We start from the raw sequence: 22,203 nt of genomic DNA, 5'->3' as shown, positions 1-22,203 counted from the left end.
TCATTAGAATTTTCAGGGTTGTTTCACTGTTTAATTATCAAGGTTCTTTGTTGTCTGCCTTGCGGCGTCAACGTTTTATATCTTATCACATCGTAACCGCTTTGTCAATAGTTTTTTTGAAAAACTTTTAATTTATTTTCTCTACTGTTTTCATGTCTCAGCGACAACGAATATTATCTTACTACTTTTTTCTCTATTTGTCAACAACTTTTTTTATTTTTTTCGAGTTTTTTTTGAGCTGTCTTTTTTATACATTCTTCCTACTTTAATATCAGTCTTTCAATATCAGCTACGCTCTCTGCAATATAAGCTGCTCCAGCAAGCTCCAGCTCCTGACGACTTCCAAAGCCATATAATACACCCATGCACCTTATTCCGACCTGTGCTGCACCAAACACATCATGCTCTCTATCGCCAATCATCAAAACCTCTTCTTTGTCTGTAATATCACAGCTTTCCAGGGCATATTCAATTACTTCAGCCTTTTTTGTCCTGCTTCCATCCATACCAGCTCCGGCAATATAATCAAAATAATCATACAAGCCAAAACGCTCCAGAATACGCCTTGCATATTCTTCTGGCTTAGAGGTCGCTACTACCAGCTTTTTCCCAGCCTGCTTTAAAGCAATAAGAACATCCTCCATCCCCGGATAGACCTTATTTTCAAAAAGCCCTGTATTCTGATAATACTCTCTATAATAAATAACAGCTTTTTTGGCTTCTTCCTCAGAAAAGCCATAATATTTCATGAAGGAATCCCTTAGCGGCGGGCCTATGAACTTAAGCAGCTCCTCCATCCTCTCTTCCTGAATCCCAAATTTGGCAAGGCTATACATAACTCCCTTTGTAATTCCTTCTGAAGAATCAGTCAGGGTTCCATCTAAATCAAAAAATAAATACTCTTTTTGTATCATACTCTTCTCCATACTTTCCTGTTACACAAATTACCAGGGACGAAAAAGTCTGCGGCTTATTTTGTCCCTGGCTCGGTCATTCATATTAATCTACTAAGGTTCCTCCCGGAAAATCCTTTGTAATAGTTAAAAGCTCAACATCCTCATCATCCTCTAAAGAAGCACACATAAGCATTCCATTGGATTCAACGCCTCTGAATTTTGCTTTCTTAAGATTGGTAACAACTACAACCCGCTTTCCGATAACCTCTTCCGGCTTATAGAACTCTGCAATGCTGGAAACAATCTGTCTTGGCTCTTCTTCTCCTACATCTACCTGAAAAATCAGTAGCCGGTCTGCGTCCGGGTGCAGCTTACAATCTACAATCACACCCAGCTTAAATTCAAGCTTGTCGAAATCATCGAACTTAATAATATCCTTCGCCATAACAACTTCCCTTTCTGTATGTATTTGTCGGCCAGGCCAACCTGATACCCCCTATTATAACGGATACCTGTACTTAATGCAATGCCTGCTCTAAAAAAAGACCTTTGCCAGCTTTAGGATAAGATTGCTTTGGTAAAGGGTTTTCAGAATATGGCTGTCTTCTATCAGTCCCAATGCCGTACCACCCCATGCCGTCTCCCGGAAAACAGTTATAATAATAAACAGAGTCCATACCATAATAATTCCCCGGAACAGTCCAGCCAGCAGCCCTGCTGCCTTATTAAGTTCATTGATAATTGGAAGCCTGCTTATAATATCCAGTGCCGCACAAGCATATTTTAATATGAGCCAGCACACAAAATATCCGATTAAAAAGGCAAATAAAGGTGCATCACTTTTTAATACTGTATTGATATAAGGTGCCAAAAAAGATGCCGCTGCTGCCGCCACCAGCACAGAAAACATTTCAAAGACAGTTTTTACAAAGCCATCTGCCCCACCTTTTATCATATAACCAGCTATAATAATAATAACCGCTATCACAAGCCAGTTTAATTGCTCGACATCCAGATTCCTTCCTAAATCTAAAAGCTTATCTGCCTCCATTAGTTTCCTTCCTCCAAAAGCTTTACTTCTTCTATATTATTTTCATCAATAAAAATATAGCGGTCCTTCTTTTCTGTCGGAAACATATAAAGAATATTTTTATCAAAACTACAGGACAGCTTTACGGAACCGCCCATTCGAAGCACATGACAGGATAGCTTGGAGCGAAAAATAATATCCTCACCAATCAGCTCTGCCTCATCATACTCCCAGGCAACCGGAAGCTCCAGCTTTTTGCTGCCGCTAAAGCCATACAGTAAAAGCTTACCATCTGCTATATATCCGATAGAATTTCCATTATACAAGACACTATTAAGCTCTACTCCCGCATCCAGCACCGCAGTCTCCTCAGGAAGCTCCTGCATAGAATAAAGAATCAGTCCCTTATTAAGCATCAGGCATACCGTATCATTGTCCAGGAATACAACTCTAGCCACGACATCACTGCCGTAGTCCACACCACCTACAATATTGTTTACCTTATCTTTTCCTACTTCATCAAAATTATAGAAAGTCACCTTACTTTTTAATTCACCGTTTTTTGTTGTTACATAAGAAGTCACCAGCTTTTTACCATCCTCTGACAGGCTGATATCTACCGGATAACCATCATTTCCTGCATTCGTCAGAATCTTTACCAAAAGCGACTTGCTGCCCTCATATGGGTTATGAATCTGAATTTCGTTAGAATCCTCACCCTCCAGCACCAAAGCCACAACTCCCTGCTTTGCTACCTCTGCTTCCAAAATCGGCAAAAGTGTTGTAATTCTTGTTCCCGAATCACTGCCATTAAACACATAAGCTTCCTTTCCTCCGATATCTGCAATGACAACATAGGAGCCACAGACATCAGCCGCCGGATTATTGAGCTCGTAACTGCCGTTCCACAAAGCATTGCCTTCCGTATCCATTGCTGAGGCTCCATCTCTTGTATATTTTAGAATAGACCCATCTTTATAAGGAAGATATTTTACCGTATCACTGTCCTGCCTTGGAATCGAGGTTACTGTTTCGTATGCCGTATATTCCCGATTAATCAGGCTGTTAATCAGATAACCAGCAAAAACTGCAACTGCAAATATTGCAAATACAGTTGTAAATACTACTGTTCTTTTGTGCTTCTTTCTTTCTCTTTCTATTCGTTTTTCATCCTTGCGTTCCATTAAACTATCCATACAACACACCTTATCTTTTTGCTAATTGCTAAAACTACTTTACCACAATTACCTTTATTATGGAAGAAGTAATTTCTGCCCAATATAGATTTTATCCCTGTCATCAATCTCATTGAGCTCCTGAATCTCCTTAACCATATCCAGTGTGTTGTATTCCTTCAAGCTTATAAAGGCCAGAGTGTCTCCTTCCTTTACCGTATAATAATTCTTTTTTGCCACTACCTCCTTAGTCTCAGCCTCACTCTCTTTAGCCTCTTCTTTTTTGATCTCAGCCTTCTTCATTTCCTCATTGCTGCTCACATGAGTATTTCCAGGCAGTGTTTCCACCACTACTGGCTGCGATGTATTTTCACTTACCTTATCTGAAATTACATTCAATGTTGTTTCCATACTCTGCATCTTATCATGACTATCTAACATCGTAATTCCAATTACGAGAACTGCTGCTGCCAGAACCATACTAGCCCCATACATCAACTGTAGCAGACGGTGCTCCGGCGTACGCTCCTTTCTTTGGGGTTTTGCTGCTATCGTTTCTCTTACCCGCTTCATGGCCTTATCCTCAAATAATGGCTCTTCGCTTGCTCCATCGCTTTTTCCAATCATGTATTCCTGCATGGCCTCATTTTTTTCATAGTAAATATAAAAGCCCTCCTGCTTTTGTAAAAGTCCATTTTCCAGTAAATAAAAATGCTCCTCCTTTTCTTCTCCATCATAAAGAAACAATACCTTATGTCCACCGCCGAAATTCTCTCGATAAAGTCTTTGTATCCTCTCACTTGGTGCTTCCCCGGAGGCCATTTGAATCAGGAGGCAGCCCACGATTTCAAGCTCGGAAAAATGAGTCTTTATCTCCTCATAAACCTGGGACCAGTTTTCATTGCTAAGTAGCAGTGATGTTTCGATTGCAAAATCCTCTACCAGTACAGCTCCACTAATAAATAAAGGTTCCTCCTGCTTTTGGGGCTCCTTCCCCAGGAGCACCGCTAGCTGTGGCTCTGCTTTCTTTTTCGTCTGCTTTCTTGCGAAGGTAATTACATAGTCCTCTATGTATAGCTTTTTCTCCGGCATGGCTCGTCCAATTTGTCTTACATTCTTAGGCAGTTTTAATTCTTCTGTCATTTTCCTCTCTGTCCTCTCTTTTTTTCTCCATCTTAACACGAAGCTTCCCAGGAATTTGTCAAAATGGAAAAGAATACTTTCTTTCATTTCGCCCTCTTTCCTTCTTTTTCCTCCTTCTTTTTTCTTTCTCACCAGTCTTTTTCCACCTTTGTCATATTCCGCGGCGGTTTTTCTGCGTAATTTTTTCCATTTAGGGAATACCTTTATTAAATCAATCTAGGAGGCACTATGAATTCGACATTAACAAAAAAAACAGACATTTATTATTATGATGCAAATAGAAAGCAGGATATCCCAAAATTTTCCCAGATGCTTACCTGCTTAATAAAAAATAAATTAAAAAGACAAAAGGAGCTTGTTCTTTTGTGTATCGGCTCAGATCGGGCTACCGGAGACTGTCTTGGTCCCATCATAGGCTACAAGCTCTCTCATCTTAAGCATCCTGGTTTTTTTGTCTATGGTACACTTTCCGAACCGGTTCATGCGAAGAACCTGGAGGAAACCATACAGAAAATCCGTCGGCTACATCCCTTTGCCACCGTTATTGCCATAGATGCTTCTCTCGGTTCCAGCCGGCACATTGGCTGTATTACTCTCGGAGAAGGCTCTCTATGTCCTGGTATCGGTGTGGATAAGGTACTTCCGGCAGTCGGCGATATCTTTATCACTGGCATTGTAAACATTTCCGGCGTCTTAAATAATATGGTATTACAAACTACCCGGCTTGACGTCGTGATGCAGCTAGCCGACTTTATTTGTCTTGGTATAAAATATTCTATAATTTCTTCACTAATCCTTTAGAAGTTTTAGATTTTTTTTAGGGTTTATACACACTATTGTCACAATTATTGGGTATACTAATAATCGTAAGAGGTTTTCATACATTTGAATTACTCTCCCCCTCTCATTAACCAAAACAAAAAGGAACGGCATTGCCGTTCCTTTTTGTTTTTCTTAATTAATATCCGAACGTTATCATAAATGATACTTTGTTCCTCTGCCATTTCCTTTAATCTTCACAACTCCTGCATTCACCATTCTTTTTAAAATTTCTGTAACCTTACTTTTTCCATATGGCACACCAGTCATAATTTCACTAATTGGCTTAGGTAGCGTTTCACTTAAAATTTCATATACTTCCCTTTCTTCCTCACTCAATCCAAGCTCTGTTTAAACAACATTTCTTACCACGTAACGGTAAATATAGTATACTTTCCTAATTTCTCTGGCGGATAATACCCAACTCTATTCGCTCCTGTTATATCACATATAATTTGTAAATCTGGTAATCCCTCCTCCGGATACAATACTGTCAGTTCATGCTTTCCTTCTGCATATGCCTTTCTTACTGCGTCGGCAAAATCATTTACCGAAGCAAGCTTTGTATCATAGCCATAGTAAAGGTATTTCGTTCCATTGCAAGCTGGAAAATCTTTTACTTCCCATTGATGATCCAGCAGCATAATCTCATCATTCATAAACAAATAGCGATAAAGTAATTTCTGCTCTCCGCCTTCCATCACCGGGTCATCCCAGGTACAATCCACATGATACCATTTCCCGTCACTCAGCTTCACCAAATTCCAGCCGTGATCTCCACCCGAAATCATTTTGCAGGGAATGTCCAGCAAATGCATAAAGATAAAATAGGTTTCTGCATATCCCTGGCAGACCGATTTGTTCCTAAGCAGTACCCCCCTAACATCAAAGGCGGTATCTGGCAGCGTCCCACGATTATAATTTTCATAATCATAAGCATTTAAATTAATAATGTAATCATGGATAGCCTTTGCCTTTTCCTCTCTGGTCATACCCTCATGAATGGTCTCTGCTATAATCTGTTCTATTTTTTGACATACCTGCTTCTCCTCTGCCGTCAAATTCTTTTTGTCCTCATACGCCAGGGCATTAATATATTTTTCTACCCGGCTGTGCGTGTAAATATCTTCATCCATCGGCTTATATGGGGAACTTGACTTCTTTATTACATACCTTCGTGTAACTACGGCACTCTTCTGGTTACCGCTAATACAGCACAGCTTTAATACGGTTGTCCTTTGAAAAGTCAACGGCTTTTTATATACCCTGGACTTGGCTGTAGGTATTTTCCCATCCGTTGTATAATAAATTTTCCCTCTGGCTGCCTTATTTTCAATAGTTACCGTTACCTTATTTTTATAGGTTCCTGCTTTCTTAGAAACCACCGGAGCAGAAAGTCTGGCTGAGGCAGCCTCCACTACCGTACCTCCTCCGTTCTCTGAAAAAGATGCCACAAAAGGGGCCGCTGCAAGCAGTAGCGCTACCGTGGCCCCTAACATACATTTTTTTATCTGTCTTATAATCATAAAATTATCTCCTCTATAGTTCAACCCGTCCCTCCAGTGCCCGGAGCAGCGTTACCTCATCAATATATTCCAGATCACCACCTACCGGTACGCCACTGGCAATACGGCTGACCCTGATCCCCGTCGGCTTAATCAGCTTACTGATATACATCGCCGTCGTTTCACCCTCCAGGCTGGAATTTGTGGCTATAATAACCTCGTCCACATCTCCCTGCAGCCGCAGCATCAGCTCCTTTAAACGGATATCTCCGGGACCGATACCTAACATCGGAGAGATAGCACCATGCAGCACATGGTACACACCTTCATATTTCTGGGTTTTTTCATAGGCTGCCAGGTCTCTTGGATTCTCCACTACCATAATCTGCTTTTTATTTCGCTTATCACTGCTGCAGATTGGACAGACTTCCTTATCTGTCAGAGTACAGCACACATTACAATAACGGATATTAGCCTTTGCTTCGGTAATCGTTTTTGCCAGACTTTCTACCTGCTCCTTTGGCATATTAATAATATGAAATGCAAGCCGCTGTGCCGATTTGCTTCCAATACCCGGAAGTCGGGAAAGCTCCTCAATGAGCTTGCTGATTTGTGCACTATAGTAATCCATTAGAACGGAAAGCCTCCGCCCAGGCCGCCAAGACCACCTGCAATAGAGCCCATTACACTAGCAGAGTCCTCCTCCATCATGCGAAGAGCGTTATTAGCTGCGGCTACGATTAAATCCTCCAGAGTTTCAATATCATCCGGGTCAACAGCCTCTTCCGAAAGCTTTACGCTAACCACCTCTTTTTTGCCGGAAACAGTAACCTTTACAGCATCTCCACCGGCAGTTCCTTCATAGGTCTTTTCCTCTAATTCCTTTGTTTTTTCCTCCATCTGCTTCTGCATTCTCTGTGCCTGCTTCATCAGATTATTCATATTACCAGGCATTCCTCCTGGAAATCCACCTCTTTTTGCCATTTTTATTTCCTCCTTTAATTAATCTTCATATTCTACAGAAACTCCCTTTTTTTCAAGAGCTCCTACAATATTTCTTAAATCCAGCTCAGCGGTAGCTGTAGTATCCTCTGAGCCTGCATATCTGGTTTCTACCTTTATTTCCTTTTGAATCCGCTTGCGGATTGTCTCTTCAATATCTAACAGATGCTCCGGTGTATCAATAAAATTCTTTTCCAGCTCATCCGTAAACTGAAGAATCAGCACATTACCTTCACCGGCTATCGGTCTTGCACTACCCATCATGGATTTTACTGCCGGTGGAAGCTGTGCCATAATAGCACCCCAGTCCTTCCCAACTGCCTTTAAATCCTCCGGTACTGCATTTGCTAGAGCCTCTCTGGCTTCAGCAGAAAGTACGGGAGATGCCACAACTGCCTGACCTGCTTCTGCAATTCCTGAACCATTCGTTCCAGGGACAGCCCCTGCCGGAATAAAGCTTCCATCCTCCAGTTTTCTTTCTATCTGACGAATCCTGTCAAGAACGGAATCATAGCCTTTTTCCATCTCTGGACGACACAGCTTAATCAATGCAATCTCTGCCAGTACCCGTTTCTGGCTGGCAAACTTTAACTGGTTAGAAAGCTCTGACAACACTCTGATATACCGCATCAGCGTATCGGCATCACACAAAAGTGCATCCTGTCGTAGAATGTCCTGCTGCTCGCTGGATGCATCAATCATATCCATCGCCATATCCGAGGTCTTTATAAGTAAAAGGTTCCTCAAATACCAGGTAAAATCGGTCGTAAACTGGCCAAGCTCTCTGCCGTCAATAATCAGTTTTTCCAGAAGCTCTAATGCTTCTACCGCTTCACCACGGGCAATATGGCGGAACATCGTACCAAACACCTCGGTATCTACCGCTCCTAAAACCTCCAGCACTCTGTCATAGGTAAGCTCCTGCCCCAGATAGAAAGCAATACACTGGTCAAACAGACTTAATCCATCTCTCATGGAACCGTCTGCAGCCTTTGCTACATAACGGATGGCTTTTTCTTCTGCCTGTATGCCCTCCTTATCTGCCAGCTCCTGTATTCTCGCTGCAATCGTATCAATGGTAATCCGCTTAAAATCATATCTCTGGCACCGGGAAAGAATCGTAATCGGAATCTTGTGTACCTCCGTCGTTGCCAGAATAAAAATAACATAAGCCGGTGGCTCCTCCAAAGTCTTTAACAATGCATTAAAGGCTCCTGTAGAAAGCATATGAACCTCATCAATAATATAAACCTTATAACGGCCTTCTGTCGGAGAATACTGAACCTCATCAATAATCTCTCTGATATTGTCCACACCATTGTTAGAGGCCGCATCAATCTCTATCACATTCATCGAAGTCTGGGCATTGATTACTTTGCACATGGCACAGGAATTGCAGGGGCTTCCATCTATCGGATGCTCACAGTTCACTGCCTTCGCCAGTATCTTCGCTATCGTAGTTTTTCCGGTTCCTCTTGTTCCGCAGAACAGATAGGCATGACCAATCCGGTCTGCCCGTATTTGGTTTTTCAGAGTCGTAACGATATGCTCCTGTCCCTTTACATCTTCAAAAGCAGCCGGACGGAATTTCCTGTATAACGCTGTATATGACATAAACCTTACGTCCCTTTCTAATGATTTCTCTCCAGATTTACAAACTTGGTGTACTGAGCCTGCCAGCCCAGCTTTACCGTACCTGTCGGGCCGTTACGTTGCTTACCGATAATAATCTCTGCTACACCTGGCTCCTCGGTATCCTTATTATAGTAGTCATCACGATAAATAAACATAACCACGTCGGCATCCTGCTCAATCGCACCGGACTCACGAAGATCGGAAAGCATCGGCCGTTTATCCGGTCTTTGCTCTACCGCACGGCTCAACTGGGAAAGTGCCACAATCGGAGCATTAATCTCCCTCGCCAGAGCCTTCAGTGAACGAGAGATATCCGATACCTCCTGCTGTCTGGATTCTGTTTTCCTGTTGCCAGTCATCAGCTGTAAATAATCGATGATAACCAAGCCCAGGTCATGCTCCAGCTTATACTTCCGGCACTTGGAACGCAGCTCGGAAATGGAAATACCCGGCGTATCATCAATAATCAAACCGGAGCTTCCGATTTCCTTTACACTCTCTACCAGCTTTACCCAGTCATCATCCTTTAGCTCACCGCTTCGGATAGCCTGGGAATCTACCTTGGAATTCATGGCTAACATACGTTTTACCAGCTGGTCCTTTGACATTTCCAGGCTGAATATCGCCGTTGTCTTTTTATCCTTTACTGCCACATGCTCTGCTATATTCAATACAAAAGCCGTCTTTCCCATGGAAGGACGTGCCGCTACCAGAATCAGGTCCGAAGGCTGTAAGCCTGCCGTCTTATAATCCAAATCATAAAAGCCAGTAGACACTCCGGTTACCGTACCCTTTGTCTTAGAAGCCGCCTCTATGCTTTCTAGGGACTGCAACACTATTTTATCAATCCCCACAAAATCACCGGTAGACTTATTCTGCACTACATCGAAAATCTGCTTTTCCGTGTCCTCCAGAATCGCATCCACCGGCTCGCGGCTCAAATAACATTCATTGGCAATACCCTCTGACACCTTAATCAACCGCCGGAGCACAGCCTTTTCCTTTACAATATTAGCATAATACTTGGCATTTGCCGAGGTTGGCACCGCTGCTACCAAATCACGAATAAACTCTACACTGCAAAGCTCCGGTGGCAGCTCCTTTTCCTTCAGACGGTCCTGCAGGGTAACCAAATCAACCGGCCGCCCCTCATTGTACAGCTCTGTCATAGTTCCAAAGAGAACGCCATACTGCTTCTGATAAAAATCCTCCTCAATCAGAATCTCCGAAGCCGTCATAATGGCGTCCCTATCCATAATCATAGAGCCAATGACCGAACGCTCTGCCTCATCGCTATGGGGCAGAATTTTTTTAATCAATGCCTCGTCCATCGTATTCTCATCCTTTACTGCTCAGATACATGCACCTTAAGACTTCCGATTACCTTTGGATGAAGCTTAATTGGCACTTCAAAGGTTCCCGGACTTTTAATAGGTTCAGCAAGCTGCATCTTTTTCTTATCAATATCGTAACCCAACTGCTCCTTGGCTGCTGCTGCAATTTCCTTGGTAGATACAGAACCGAAGGTTCTTCCACCCTCACCAGTCTTGATAAAAAGCTCTACCTTTTTGTCAGCAAGCTCTGCTGCAAAGGCCTTTGCCTCCTCCAAAATCTCCTGTGCCACCTTTTCCTCATGAGCCTTCTGAAGCTTCAAATCGTTAAGATTCTTAGAGGTAGCCTCTACCCCCAGCTTCTTTGGCAGAATAAAGTTTCTTGCATAGCCGTCATTTACCTTTACTGTCTCACCCTTTTTACCAAGGCTCTTTACATCCTGTAATAAAATAATATCCATTATAATTCTCCTTCCTCATTCATATCGTCTAAAGTTTTCCGGACAATATCCTTTGCCTCTTCTATCGTGCAGTCCTTAAGCTGCGCACCGGCAACACTCATATGTCCACCGCCGCCCAGCCGCTCCATAACCAGCTGCACATTCAGCTCGTCAATAGAACGAGCACTAATATAAATTTTATCATTGAACTCCGTCAATACAAAGGAGGCCTTAACTCCTGAAATGTCCAAAAGCTCATTTGCCACCTGAGCACCCAGGACCGTCGGACTATCCATACCCTCTGCCGCACAGACGGTAATTGCATAGCACCCCAGATAGACCTCCGTATGTTTAATCGCCTCTGCCCGGATCTTATACTCCTCCATGTCGCTGCGAAGTCCCTTTCGGATACGGGTAACATCTGCACCGTGGCGTTTTAAGTATGCTGCCGCTTCAAAGGTACGCACCCCTGTCTTTGTTAGGAAATTGTTGGTATCAATCATAATACCAGCATACATGGCATCTGCCTCTGGCTGCTTTAGCTTAATTCCATCGTCAATGTACTGTAAAATCTCTGCAACCATTTCACAAGAGGAGGATGCATAGGGCTCTATATAGGAAAGTACTGCATTCTCAATGACTTCACCAGTCCTTCTGTGGTGATCCAGAATAACAACGGTCTGGGTCTGATGAGTCAGCTCTTCACATTCTGTATAGCCTGGACGATTTACATCCACAACCACCAAAAGGGTATCATTATCAACTATCTCCTTTGCTCTTCCCCCGGTTATAATCATATCCTCTTCATAGTCAGGATTGTTCCGAAACCGCTCTATATTAGGTCGCACAGAAGCCGTTATTTCGTTGATAACGATATATGCCCTCTTTCCAAGAGTTTTGGCAATCCGATATACGCCAACAGCTGCACCAAAGCAATCCACATCACCTACAGAATGTCCCATAATAACAACCTCATCCTTGGCTTGTACCAGTTCCTTCAGAGCATGAGCCTTTACTCTTGCCTTCACACGGGTATTTTTCTCTACCTGGACACTCTTTCCTCCATAGTAGGATATCTTTTCCTTTTCCTTTACTACCGCCTGGTCACCACCGCGTCCCAAAGCTAAATCAATGGCTGCCCGGGCATACTCATAGCTTCCCAAATAGGAATCCTCATTAACGCCCAGTCCTATACTAACGGTAACCGCCATCTCATTACCAATATTTACCGTCCGCACCTCCTCCAGAATAGAGAATTTTTCATTCTGGAGCTGGGGCAAATATTTCTGCTGAAAAACAAAGAAATACTTATCCTTCTCCATCTTCCGCAGGATAGCATCAATGTTCTGCATATATTTACTTATCTTCCGGTCTACCAAAGCTACTAACAGGGAACTCTTTACCTCATCCATACTGTCCAGTGCCTCTTCATAGTTATCAATATAAATCAGGCCGGATACCATTTTCCGGTCATGGTTTTCCTGAATATACTGTAAAATCTCTGTCTCATCATGTAGATACAGATTAATCAGGCAGCTGTTATCGCACAGCTTCTCTAAGTCTCTTCCCAGCCCCTTAGCATTTTCCTCTGCATCTTCCTCCAGCATAATCTTGCGAAGCACAATTCGGTAATTTCTTTCTCCTATCTTTACATGGGCCTCTTCATCCAGCTCACCTTCTGGAAAAAGCTCAGGATTTAGCTCTGGGATTACATTTGCAATGTTTCTTCTGCCGGCCTTTTCATCTTTAATAATATCAAGAAATTCATCATTAGCCCACAGAAGATGCCCCTCTGTATCCATAACACCCAAAGGCAGCTCCATCTCACGCAGCAGCTGTTTCTGCACCTTTCCATAATCTGCAGCATAGCCAACCATGTCTTTTAAAAGAGTGGATCTTTTTGTCAGAAACAAAACAAGTGCAATCAAAAAATACAGAAGGGTATAAGCACCCATAATAAAACCAGCCTTTTGGTCTATCACCAAAATACTGATATTCATGCATATAAGCAGTGGTGTTAAAAGCAGCGGCCATCTCAAATAAGATTTAATTGCTCTATTTACTCTTACTTTCTTCTTCATAATCAATCTCCCATTTATGAATACAAAGCTACGGAGTACATTATACCATTTCTAGCTCAAATTTAAAAGCCCTTTTTAAATTAGTGCTTTTGTTTGAATTGACTTCACCCTTCTTTTATTATAAAATGATCACAAACTATTTTAATTCAAACCAAGGGAGGGTTTTTCAATGAAATTAAAAAAACTGACCGTCTGTCTTCTGGCTGCCGTACTCAGCTTTTCTGCATTTGCACCAGCTGCACAGGCCGTTGAAACTACAACACCTATCACTACAGATTCCACACAGGGTATCGTTCCCGGCGAGGCAGCTTCCTTCACACCCGAAGCTTCTTCTTTTACTTCTTATACAGTAACTCTGCCAGCCGGTGCAGAATCTGTTATCCAGGAAATCAATATGGAGCATGCCGGATATATTTATATTCCTATGTCTATTGCCGGTACCGAAAAGGGCATTACTGCACAGCTTTATTCCGATGCTTCCTGTACAGAAAAAACTGGCTACAGTAAATATTTAAGCTCCGGCACTTTAGAGGCTACATTGTCTGCACCGATTACAAAGGCCGGTACTTATTATTTACAATTTACTTACAAGGGAACAAACTCCGATGTAGCCGTTACAATCAGTCCATACTGCTACAATAGTGAGACAAGAAAAATCAATGTCAAAGAGGATGTTTACAGCTTCTCCGGTAATAATGAATTACTTTACCATGAAATCAGTATTCCTAAGACCGGTTATATTAAAGTAGCTGCAGATTCTGATAACTATGTTGGCTCCACCTATGTCACTCTTTATAACTCCAAGAAAGAAGCATGCTCCAATAGCGTTTATTTATCAAATACATCAAAGGGTGGTGTAACCTATTTTGCTGTCAAAAAAGGTACCTACTACATTGCCTTAAAGGGTACTTCTTCCAATATAAGCCATTTAAATTATTCTTTTACCGCAGTAAGCGAAAAAAGTGGTTCCTCCAAGAAAAAGGCTATAGCTATTTCCAAAGGAAAAACTGCAAAGGGTGTAGTGCAATCCGAGGATTCCATAGAAAAATATGATTACTACAAGATAAAGCTTACGAAAAAGCAGGTGCTGTCCCTGACCATCACTGCAAAAAGCTGTGACCAGTTAAAATTTAAGGTTATTCCAGCCAGCAGCAAATTAACTATTTTCGGCGACACCATTCGTATCTATGATAGTAACAAGGTTTCCTTTAAATCTAAAGACAAGTTTCCAGCTGGCACTTACTATATTCAGGTAGAAAAGGGCAGCAAAACTACTTCCGGCTACTACACGATTAAATTTAATTAATAAAGCATACTCAAGGGGAGTGTCGCAAAATAACTAAAATCTGGTTATGGAGCGATGCTCCTTTCCTATATTTTTCCATAACATCCGTCGTATCTCTCACTCCCTGCTGTGCAGTAAAATCAGCAAGTGAATATACATATACATCTTCTTCATCCTTATGAACAAACCAAATCTGCTCCTTCCGGAACATTCTCTTACAGTCCATAAGGTTAATATCATGTACTGTAAATATCATCTGTGCACTTGTATTCAATTCATTATTAAATATCGCAACAATCGTCCTGGTAAGCTTAAAATGAATACTGCTATCCAACTCATCTACAACTAGAATTCTGCCCTGTTCAAGTGCTTCAATCACATAGCTGGCAATAGCCGCAATCTTCTTTGTTCCTATGGAATCAAATATCATGCCTGGTACATGGACACCTTTATATGTGGAAACCAGTCTAATTTGATCCATAATATTTTCTAAAATATCAAGTACTTTCTCGTCCGGCTTTTCATCATCTTCACCAGTTTTCAGCAATCTGTGCCGCAACAGCTTATTACATTTATCGGTTGATCTCCTTCTAATATTCCCCTCTGCTTCTTTTTACTAAATCCATCAAGCACAAGTTGATACGATTTATCTAATAAGTCTTTCAATAAATTATCGGGCACTTCACCATCTGGTTTTATTGAATTCCAATGGGTTTTATTCATATAATATCCAGGAATGATATCCTCGTACTGTTGACGCAAAAAATCGCCTTCCGCCGGTTCAAGTTTTAGGGTAATATAATATGGCTCATCATTCTCACCCAAACAGACTGCGACAAACATTTTCCCACCTATTTGATAACGAATCCAATTCCAATCCTTCTGGAGATCTTTTGTCACTCCTGCCTTACTAAGTAAATATTCGTCAATCCATGTATACCTCATAAATCATTTCTCCTTTTCCCTGAACGACATCCACCAATTTTTGCCTAAATCCCATTGTAAATATATCCATAATATCTCCTCTACATCGCCACAATCTGCTTTTGGCTAATGCGATATCCAATTTCCTCATTTCTCTTACGATATGCTTGTATTATATATTCCTCGTCACTAATTAGTGTCTGCTGATTAAGCAGACACTAATTAAAAAAGACCAACTACCCTTTCGAGTAATTGGTCAATTCTCTTAAAATCTTGTGTCAACACACAACTCATACACTCGCAAATCCTTGATTTTCCTAAGGTTTATTCGCAAACATATGGCATCAAAGCGATATGACGAGCTCTCTTAATGGCCACAGTAAGAGCTCTCTGATGCTTAGCACAGTTTCCTGTGATACGGCGAGGAAGAATCTTGCCTCTCTCAGATACATATCTCTTTAACTTATTTACGTCCTTGTAATCAATTACGTTGTGTTCTTTATCTGCACAGAATACGCAAACTTTCTTTCTTCTGCGTCCGCCTCTTCTCTTCATTGGAGAATCAGCTCTATCAGCTCTGTCATTCTTATTATATGGCATAACCGAAACCTCCTTTTCAAATACTTTTACAGTTGTTCCTATCTTAATTGAATGGTAATTCTTCGTCGATTCCGTCCGGTATATTCATGAACCCATCGCCAACAGCCTGACTAGGCTCTGGCTGTGCTGCCGGCTGAAATCCGCCTGCTGCCTGGTTCGCTGCACTGGCACTCTTGCTCTCGGCAAATTCAATTTCCTCAGCAATAACCTGTACACTGTATACCTTCTGTCCTTCTTTATTGGTATAGTTATCATTCTGAACTCTACCAGTTAAAAGGATTCTGGTTCCCTGCTTCAAATACCGCTCTACAAACTCAGCCTGTCTTCCGAATGCGGTACAGTTAAAGAAATCTGCCTCCGCCTCACCGGCTCTTTTAAATCTGCGGTCTACTGCAAGTGAAAACCTTGCAATCGCCAGGGAATTTTCTCCCTGGGAATATCTAATCTCAGGGTCTCTTGTCAGACGGCCCATCAAAATCAACTTATTCATGAGGAAAACCTCCTTCTCTTATGCGTCTTGTCGAATGCATAAATATCTGATTACGTTTTCCATAATACGAACTCTCTGCTCAAGCTCGCCAGGAGTCTCTGAATCAGACTCGAACTGGATGAAGTAATAGTAGCCCTCCCTCATCTTCTGGATTTCATAAGCTAATCTTCTCTTGCCCCAGTCATCAACATTGGTAATAGTACCACCGAATCTGGTAATATACTCTTTAGCTTTTTCAACAGTCGCTACTCTAGCTTCGTCTTCGATTTTTGCATTTACAACTAAAACTAATTCGTACTTATTCATAGTTGCGTTGCACCTCCTTCTGGTCTCTGGCTCTCCCTCACCGGGGAGAACAAGGAATTTTTTATAATTTGTCTCACGAAACAATATTATAACATGGATTTTTTATTTTGGCAAGCCTTTTTTATCTAAGTTTTCCATGCTATACTCGTCTTAACAATTGTTTTAAACAGGAGGTATTATATAATGATTGCAGAAGTTGAAAAACCGCTTTATGAAGTCTTAAATGAACTGAATATTCCATATACGAGAGTTGAACACGAAGCCACCATCACCTGTGAGGAAGCAGACCAGTGCATGGGACATCTGACTGGCACACCAAGTAAAAGCCTTTTCCTAACGAATAAGAAAAAGACCGCTTTCTGGCTGGTTCTGATGAATGGCAACAAGCCTCTTAACATCAAGGAATTTTCCCCTTTGATTGGCGAAAAGCATGTAAGCTTTGCCTCCGAGGAAAAGATGGTAGAAAAACTCAATCTGACGCCTGGTATGGTATCTGTCTTCGGACTGATTAATAATAAGGAACATGATATAACTGTTGTCGTTGATACAGAACTTCGAGAAAGAGAAAAAATTACCTTCCATCCAAACATCAACACAGCCACCATTGAAATACCAACCGATGATATGTATCGCTTTATTGAGCATATGGGAAATCCAATGGTTGAGATTACACTCCCTTAAATCAATGCATCGTTGTACTACTTACTGGAGGTTTATTTTATGAAAATTCAGAGTTTCAAGCTTGGCCTTGTACCAAAGCTGATTATTTCTATTATTTTAGGCATCCTGATTGGTCAGTTTTTACCAGAAAGCCTTTGCCGACTGGTTATAACCCTATCTGGATTTTTCAGCAGTTTTTTAAAATTCGTTATTCCCCTTATGATTTTAGCATATGTAACCATGGGAATTGCAAATTTATCTCAGGGAGCAGGAAAGCTTTTGCTGATTACCGTAGCCCTCGCTTATAGCTCCACCTTAATTGCAGGCTCTGCCTCTTTTCTGGTTTCATCCAGCCTTTTTCCTTATTTTATGAGCGAGGGTGCTCTGGAGCAGATTGCCGAAACAGCTGGCAGTTCTCTCTCTCCTTATTTTTCCATCAGTATTGCACCGCTTTTGGAAACTCTTGCTTCAGTTGTACTGGCATTTATCATAGGGCTCTGCCTATCCACCATGCGTGGCAAAGAGCTTGGTGATACCCTTTACAATGCCATGAATGACTTTTCCAAAATTATTGATAAAGTGCTGCATACCGTCATTATTCCATTGCTGCCCCTTTACATCTGCGGAACCTTTGTTGATATGACAAAATCAGGAAAAACCTTTGCTATTTTAAGCATTCTCTGGAAGGTATTTATTGTTGTAATTCTCATGCACCTTGTATGTATTACTTTTCAATTTATAGTTGCTGGTGCCATAAGCCAGAAAAATCCATTCACCCTGATTAAAAATCAAATTCCAGGCTACACCACAGCACTGGGAACTCAATCGTCTGCCGCAAGTATTCCAGTTAATCTTCAATGTGCTGAAGCAAATGGTGTATGCGAACAAATTCGCAATTTTGTAGTACCGCTTTGTGCAAACATACATATGGCAGGATCTATGATTACTATTACTGCTTGTGCAACAGCTGTTTGCCTGATGAATCAGATCCCAATCAACCTTGCAACTATCATTCCGTTTATTATGACACTGGGAATTGCCATGGTAGCTTCTCCTGGTGCTCCTGGTGGCTCCATCATGACTGCTCTCCCATTTTTATATATGGTATTCGGTGCAGAAGCCGGCGATCCAAATGGCCCTATTTGCGCAATCATGGTTGCTCTTTATATCACCCAGGATTCCTTCGGAACTGCCTGCAACGTATCTGGAGATAATGCCATTGGTATCGTTGTAAATTCTATCTATAATAAATACATTGCAAGATAATTGCAATGCCTGCAAAAAATTATATTGGCAGTATCTGCATAGCAATATTAAAATATATGAATACAGAACAGCTATCTACAATAGTGGAAATTAAAGGTGCTGCCATAATTGCCGGGTCCAGCTTAAGCCTCTTTGCCAGCATCGGAAGCATACAGCCCATGGACTTTGCCAATGCTGTTGTTACAATCAGGGTCAGCCCCAGTACCAGAGCAATCTCCCAGCTATGGTAGAATACATATACACGGATGCCGTTTACTACCGCAAGGCAGGTACCTACCAAAAGAGCAATCCGAAGCTCCTTAAAAACAGCTCGCAAAAAATCCTTCATCTGTATCTCATCCGTTGCCAGACCACGGATAATCATAGTTGAGCTTTGGGAGCCACAGTTTCCGCCGGTTCCCATAACCATAGGGATAAAGGATACCAAAAGAGGTATTGAGGCAAAGGCAGCTTCATAGGTAGTCAGGATGCTTCCGGTTATCGTAGAGGAAAGCATCAGGAATAAAAGCCAGAAAATACGGTTCTTTGCATGCTCCCATACCGAAGTCTTAAAATAGGAATCCTCACTTGGCGTCATCGCCGCCATGATTTCAAAGTCCTCCTGAGTCTCCTCATGGATGACATCCATCGCATCATCGAAGGTAACTATGCCGACCAGCCGGTTTTCCTTATCTACAACCGGAATTGCCAAAAAGCCATATTTATCAAACTTCTTTGCTACATCCTCCTGATCATCCAGAGTTTCTATGGAAATAAAGCTGGTGTCCATAATATCCCCAATAAGGCTCTGTTTATCTGACAAAAGCAATGTCTTTACTGACACAATACCCACCAGAGTACGGTTTGTCTCTGTAACGTAGCAGGTGTAAATCGTTTCCTTGTCTACACCTGTAGCACGAATTCTGGCAAAAGCATCTTCTACGGTCATAGTCTTGCGAAGGCTGACGTACTCTATTGTCATAATGCTTCCCGCACTATCCCTTGGATACTTTAGAAGCTCATTGATAGCCTTACGGGAATCCGGGTCAGAATGCTTTAGAATTCTCTTTACTACATTGGCCGGCATCTCCTCAATAATGTCTACCGTATCATCCATGTAGAGTTCATCTAAAACCTCCTTTAGCTCCTTATCGCTAAAGGCCCTGATTAACTCCTCCTGAGTGTCGCCGTCCATCTCTACAAAAACCTCAGCTGCCAATTCCTTTGGAAGAATCCGGTACAGTAAAAGTACCTCTTCCTTAGAACATTCCTCCAGAAGAATGGCAATATCCGCGGGCTCCATATCCTTCAAAATGTTTCCGGCAGAAACATATTTTTTCTCTTGCAGAAGCTCTTCCAATTTTTCTTTCATTGCCATTCCTCCTAGTCATTTTCTTTTGGTAAACTACTGTCCAATTATGCCAGCTTTCTTCCCATAATAACACCCATAACTGATGCCATCATAAGGCCTCTGGTCCAGCCGCTGGAATCCCCCAGACAGTGAAGTCCTTTAATATTAGTATTCAATTCTCTATCCATCTTTACACGATTGCTGTAAAACTTGATTTCCGGTGCATATAAAAGGGTTTCATAAGCAGCAAAGCCCGGAACCACCTCATCCACCGCCTGGATAAAGCTGATAATATTCATCATTGTACGATAAGACAGGGCACTGGTAATATCACCAGCAACCGCATCCGGCATAGTAGGTCTTACATTGCTACGTTCAAGCTCCTCCTGCCAGGTTCTTTTACCTTCCAAAATATCGCCAAAACGCTGTACCAGAATATGCCCATTTGCCAGCATATTGGTAAGCTCGCCTACTCTTTTCGCATATTCAATCGGCTGGTCAAATGGCACTCTGAAATTATGGGAACAAAGAATCGCCAGATTTGTATTCGTTGATTTCTTTTCCTTAAAGGAATGTCCATTTACAATAGCCAGATTATTATCATAATTTTCCTGGCTAACAAAGCCGCCAGGGTTCTGGCAGAAGGTTCTTACCTTGTTGCCAAAAGGTGCCGGATATCCAATCAGCTTGGATTCATAGAGAACGTTGTTAACCTCCTCCATAATCTCATTGCGTACCTCTACACGGACACCGATATCAACAGTTCCCGGTACATGGTCAATCTTGTGGGCTGCACACTGCTTCTCCAGCCAGTCTGCACCCTTTCTTCCGGCTGCAATAACTGTCGTCTCTGCCTGAATTTCTTCTGTCTCATGGGTTCTGGCATCCTCCAGATAGACTCCCCTGCAAATACCATCTTCTATTCTTGTATCTGTGCAGGCATAGCCAAACATAATCTCCACACCATGCTCTACAAGATACTTTTCAATCTTTCCATAAATCTCCTGGGCTTTTTCTGTACCCAGATGACGGATTGGACAGTCTACCAGCTTAAGTCCCGCCTTAATTGCCTTACGACGGATTTCCTTTACCTTATCCTCCTGTCCCACACCCTCTACCTTAGGGTCCGCACCAAAATCCAGATAAATCTGGTCTGCATAATTTATCAGCTCCTGGGCTGTGTCAGCTCCAATCAGGCTTGGAAGCTCACCACCTACCTCATAGCTTAAGGAAAGCTTTCCATCAGAAAAGGCACCCGCACCAGAAAAGCCGGTCGTTATATCACAGTAAGGCTGACAATTTAAGCACTTCTTTGTCTGTGCCTTCGGACACCTTCTTTTTTCCATGGATTTACCCTTTTCTACCATAATAATTTTTTTCTGGGAATTGTTTTTCAGCATCTCCAGTGCCGTAAAAATGCCGGCCGGGCCTGCTCCTATAATTACAACATCACATTTTTTCAAAGTTACCACTCCCTTTTAAATAATTCTTTAGCTCCTTTAATACTCCATCATTTACATTCGTGTCAGCTACAAGGCTGGCCGCATCCTTAACCTCCTGTCTGGCATTTCCCACAGCAAAGCTATACCTTGCACAGGCAAACATATCCAGGTCATTTAAGTTGTCACCAAATACCATTGTCTCCTCCGGTGTAACAAAAAGCCCTCTCTGAATATCCCGGATAGCACTTCCTTTTCCACCCTTGCTGCTGACAAAGTCCTCCCAGACCGGTCCGGCACAGGCTGCCTTTACCCTCGGATGGGAAAACCACTTTTTTGGCAGAAATTTTTTTGCCTTTTCTTCTGCCTGTCCACCATGGTCATAAAGACTGATTTTTACAATATCATCCTTCAGAGCTTCTTTTATATCATCTACTAGGGTAATATGGTAGTGATACCCTTTATCCATCAGCTCAATCAGTTCAAGCTGATCCTTTGGAATATAGGAGGTCCTCGGTGTCGCTGCCATCAAAGTAGCTCCTGGTATCCTTTCTATATCGGATATCAGCTCCTCCACATCCGAAAGGCTCATTTTTGTTATCGACACAAATTCACCCTTTTCTATTGTAACATTGCCACCATCAGCTACACAGATAATATCCTCTATCACCGGCAAAAAAAGCTTGCGGATGCTCTCATACTGTCTCCCACTGGCTGCTACGAACTGTATTCCTCTTTCCTTCAGTTCCCGGATTACCTCAAAAATCTCCGGGTTAATTCTATCTGTTCCATCAGGCACTAAAGTACCATCTATATCACTACAAATCAGCTTTATCATACAAACCT

25 protein-coding genes are annotated in these 22,203 nt (G+C 42.0%); 4 read left to right on the top strand and 21 right to left on the bottom strand.

The genetic code is table 11. The features are described 5' to 3' along the window. Positions 1-260: 260 nt before the first annotated feature. From ASU35_RS14620 to ASU35_RS14600, 5 genes are all read right to left on the bottom strand, one after another. Positions 261-914, bottom strand: a complete 654-nt coding sequence (locus ASU35_RS14620) for an HAD family hydrolase (protein WP_207644140.1) — start codon at positions 912-914, stop codon at positions 261-263. Positions 915-999: 85 nt separating this feature from the next. Then, positions 1,000-1,341 carry a hypothetical protein gene (locus tag ASU35_RS14615; protein WP_058353715.1) on the bottom strand — a complete coding sequence of 114 codons (342 nt, stop codon included), beginning with the start codon at positions 1,339-1,341 and terminating at the stop codon, positions 1,000-1,002. A gap of 90 nt (positions 1,342-1,431) precedes the next feature. Further along, a complete protein-coding gene (locus ASU35_RS14610) occupies positions 1,432-1,947 on the bottom strand; it encodes a CvpA family protein (RefSeq protein WP_058353714.1) in 516 nt (171 codons plus the stop codon). Beyond that, complete coding sequence (locus ASU35_RS14605; protein ID WP_058353713.1) at positions 1,947-3,122, bottom strand: DUF5711 family protein; 1,176 nt, start codon at positions 3,120-3,122, stop codon at positions 1,947-1,949. Before ASU35_RS14605 ends, ASU35_RS14610 begins: the two co-directional genes overlap by 1 nt. A gap of 57 nt (positions 3,123-3,179) precedes the next feature. Continuing rightward, positions 3,180-4,331 (bottom strand): LysM peptidoglycan-binding domain-containing protein, encoded by a 1,152-nt coding sequence (locus tag ASU35_RS14600; protein WP_147525462.1) that lies wholly within the window; start codon positions 4,329-4,331, stop codon positions 3,180-3,182. A 141-nt stretch (positions 4,332-4,472) separates the two neighbouring features. Here ASU35_RS14600 and yyaC point away from each other — a divergent pair, with 141 nt between their 5' ends. Then, positions 4,473-5,045, top strand: a complete 573-nt coding sequence (gene yyaC, locus ASU35_RS14595) for a spore protease YyaC (protein WP_058353711.1) — start codon at positions 4,473-4,475, stop codon at positions 5,043-5,045. A 174-nt stretch (positions 5,046-5,219) separates the two neighbouring features. On the opposite strand, the gene ASU35_RS14590 is transcribed toward yyaC, so the two are convergent. From ASU35_RS14590 to ASU35_RS14555, 8 genes are read right to left on the bottom strand one after another with little or no spacing between them, the layout of a single operon-like run. Next, the gene (locus ASU35_RS14590; RefSeq protein ID WP_058353710.1) at positions 5,220-5,402 is read right to left on the bottom strand and encodes a helix-turn-helix domain-containing protein; all 183 of its coding nucleotides are present in this window, start codon (positions 5,400-5,402) and stop codon (positions 5,220-5,222) included. A gap of 26 nt (positions 5,403-5,428) precedes the next feature. After that, entirely contained in the window at positions 5,429-6,589 is a 1,161-nt protein-coding gene (locus tag ASU35_RS14585; RefSeq protein ID WP_058353709.1) for a chitobiase/beta-hexosaminidase C-terminal domain-containing protein, read from the bottom strand. Positions 6,590-6,602: 13 nt separating this feature from the next. Then, the gene (gene recR / locus ASU35_RS14580; protein WP_058353708.1) at positions 6,603-7,199 is read right to left on the bottom strand and encodes a recombination mediator RecR; all 597 of its coding nucleotides are present in this window, start codon (positions 7,197-7,199) and stop codon (positions 6,603-6,605) included. Next, a complete protein-coding gene (locus tag ASU35_RS14575) occupies positions 7,199-7,552 on the bottom strand; it encodes a YbaB/EbfC family nucleoid-associated protein (protein WP_058353707.1) in 354 nt (117 codons plus the stop codon). Before ASU35_RS14575 ends, recR begins: the two co-directional genes overlap by 1 nt. 18 nt (positions 7,553-7,570) lie before the next feature. Further along, on the bottom strand, positions 7,571-9,184 hold the full coding sequence (gene dnaX, locus ASU35_RS14570; RefSeq protein ID WP_058353706.1) for a DNA polymerase III subunit gamma/tau: 1,614 nt from the start codon (positions 9,182-9,184) through the stop codon (positions 7,571-7,573). A gap of 17 nt (positions 9,185-9,201) precedes the next feature. Continuing rightward, positions 9,202-10,536, bottom strand: a complete 1,335-nt coding sequence (dnaB, locus tag ASU35_RS14565; RefSeq protein WP_058353705.1) for a replicative DNA helicase — start codon at positions 10,534-10,536, stop codon at positions 9,202-9,204. Positions 10,537-10,550: 14 nt separating this feature from the next. Continuing rightward, entirely contained in the window at positions 10,551-10,997 is a 447-nt protein-coding gene (gene rplI / locus ASU35_RS14560; RefSeq protein WP_058353704.1) for a 50S ribosomal protein L9, read from the bottom strand. Continuing rightward, positions 10,997-13,057, bottom strand: a complete 2,061-nt coding sequence (locus ASU35_RS14555) for a DHH family phosphoesterase (protein WP_058353703.1) — start codon at positions 13,055-13,057, stop codon at positions 10,997-10,999. Before ASU35_RS14555 ends, rplI begins: the two co-directional genes overlap by 1 nt. Before the next feature lie 169 nt (positions 13,058-13,226). On the opposite strand from ASU35_RS14555, the gene ASU35_RS14550 reads away from it, so the two are divergent. Further along, positions 13,227-14,363, top strand: a complete 1,137-nt coding sequence (locus ASU35_RS14550) for a hypothetical protein (RefSeq protein ID WP_058353702.1) — start codon at positions 13,227-13,229, stop codon at positions 14,361-14,363. A gap of 10 nt (positions 14,364-14,373) precedes the next feature. Here ASU35_RS14550 and ASU35_RS14545 read toward each other — a convergent pair whose 3' ends face one another. From ASU35_RS14545 to rpsF, 5 genes are all read right to left on the bottom strand, one after another. After that, entirely contained in the window at positions 14,374-14,889 is a 516-nt protein-coding gene (locus tag ASU35_RS14545) for an AAA family ATPase (protein ID WP_242861292.1), read from the bottom strand. Next, positions 14,883-15,287 (bottom strand): MmcQ/YjbR family DNA-binding protein, encoded by a 405-nt coding sequence (locus ASU35_RS14540; protein ID WP_058353701.1) that lies wholly within the window; start codon positions 15,285-15,287, stop codon positions 14,883-14,885. Before ASU35_RS14540 ends, ASU35_RS14545 begins: the two co-directional genes overlap by 7 nt. Positions 15,288-15,590: 303 nt before the next feature. Next, complete coding sequence (rpsR, locus tag ASU35_RS14535; RefSeq protein WP_058353700.1) at positions 15,591-15,866, bottom strand: 30S ribosomal protein S18; 276 nt, start codon at positions 15,864-15,866, stop codon at positions 15,591-15,593. A 43-nt stretch (positions 15,867-15,909) separates the two neighbouring features. Continuing rightward, positions 15,910-16,356, bottom strand: coding sequence for a single-stranded DNA-binding protein (locus tag ASU35_RS14530; RefSeq protein ID WP_058353699.1), 447 nt, complete (start codon positions 16,354-16,356; stop codon positions 15,910-15,912). 18 nt (positions 16,357-16,374) lie between these two features. Beyond that, a complete protein-coding gene (gene rpsF / locus ASU35_RS14525; RefSeq protein ID WP_058353698.1) occupies positions 16,375-16,662 on the bottom strand; it encodes a 30S ribosomal protein S6 in 288 nt (95 codons plus the stop codon). Between the two features lie 183 nt (positions 16,663-16,845). Between rpsF and ASU35_RS14520 the strand changes: the two genes are divergently transcribed. Together ASU35_RS14520 and ASU35_RS14515 are read left to right on the top strand one after the other, a co-directional pair. After that, positions 16,846-17,343 carry a prolyl-tRNA synthetase associated domain-containing protein gene (locus ASU35_RS14520; protein ID WP_058353697.1) on the top strand — a complete coding sequence of 166 codons (498 nt, stop codon included), beginning with the start codon at positions 16,846-16,848 and terminating at the stop codon, positions 17,341-17,343. 39 nt (positions 17,344-17,382) lie between these two features. Then, complete coding sequence (locus ASU35_RS14515) at positions 17,383-18,588, top strand: dicarboxylate/amino acid:cation symporter (RefSeq protein WP_058353696.1); 1,206 nt, start codon at positions 17,383-17,385, stop codon at positions 18,586-18,588. A gap of 19 nt (positions 18,589-18,607) precedes the next feature. Here the strand turns inward: ASU35_RS14515 and mgtE are convergent, their stop codons facing one another. Genes mgtE through ASU35_RS14500 form a run of 3 tightly spaced genes read right to left on the bottom strand, consistent with a single transcriptional unit; the run spans position 18,608 to position 22,195 of the window. Then, on the bottom strand, positions 18,608-19,939 hold the full coding sequence (gene mgtE / locus ASU35_RS14510) for a magnesium transporter (protein ID WP_058353695.1): 1,332 nt from the start codon (positions 19,937-19,939) through the stop codon (positions 18,608-18,610). A gap of 44 nt (positions 19,940-19,983) precedes the next feature. Then, complete coding sequence (locus tag ASU35_RS14505; RefSeq protein ID WP_058353694.1) at positions 19,984-21,381, bottom strand: NAD(P)/FAD-dependent oxidoreductase; 1,398 nt, start codon at positions 21,379-21,381, stop codon at positions 19,984-19,986. Beyond that, positions 21,368-22,195 (bottom strand): HAD family hydrolase, encoded by an 828-nt coding sequence (locus ASU35_RS14500; protein ID WP_058353693.1) that lies wholly within the window; start codon positions 22,193-22,195, stop codon positions 21,368-21,370. The genes ASU35_RS14505 and ASU35_RS14500 overlap by 14 nt, the downstream gene beginning before the upstream one ends. Positions 22,196-22,203: the final 8 nt, after the last annotated feature.

Source organism: Acetivibrio ethanolgignens (assembly GCF_001461035.1).
In the GTDB taxonomy this organism is placed as follows: domain Bacteria; phylum Bacillota; class Clostridia; order Lachnospirales; family Lachnospiraceae; genus Velocimicrobium; species Velocimicrobium ethanolgignens.
Note: the sequence above shows the minus strand (reverse complement) of the source record. Positions and strands in the feature narration are given on the sequence as shown.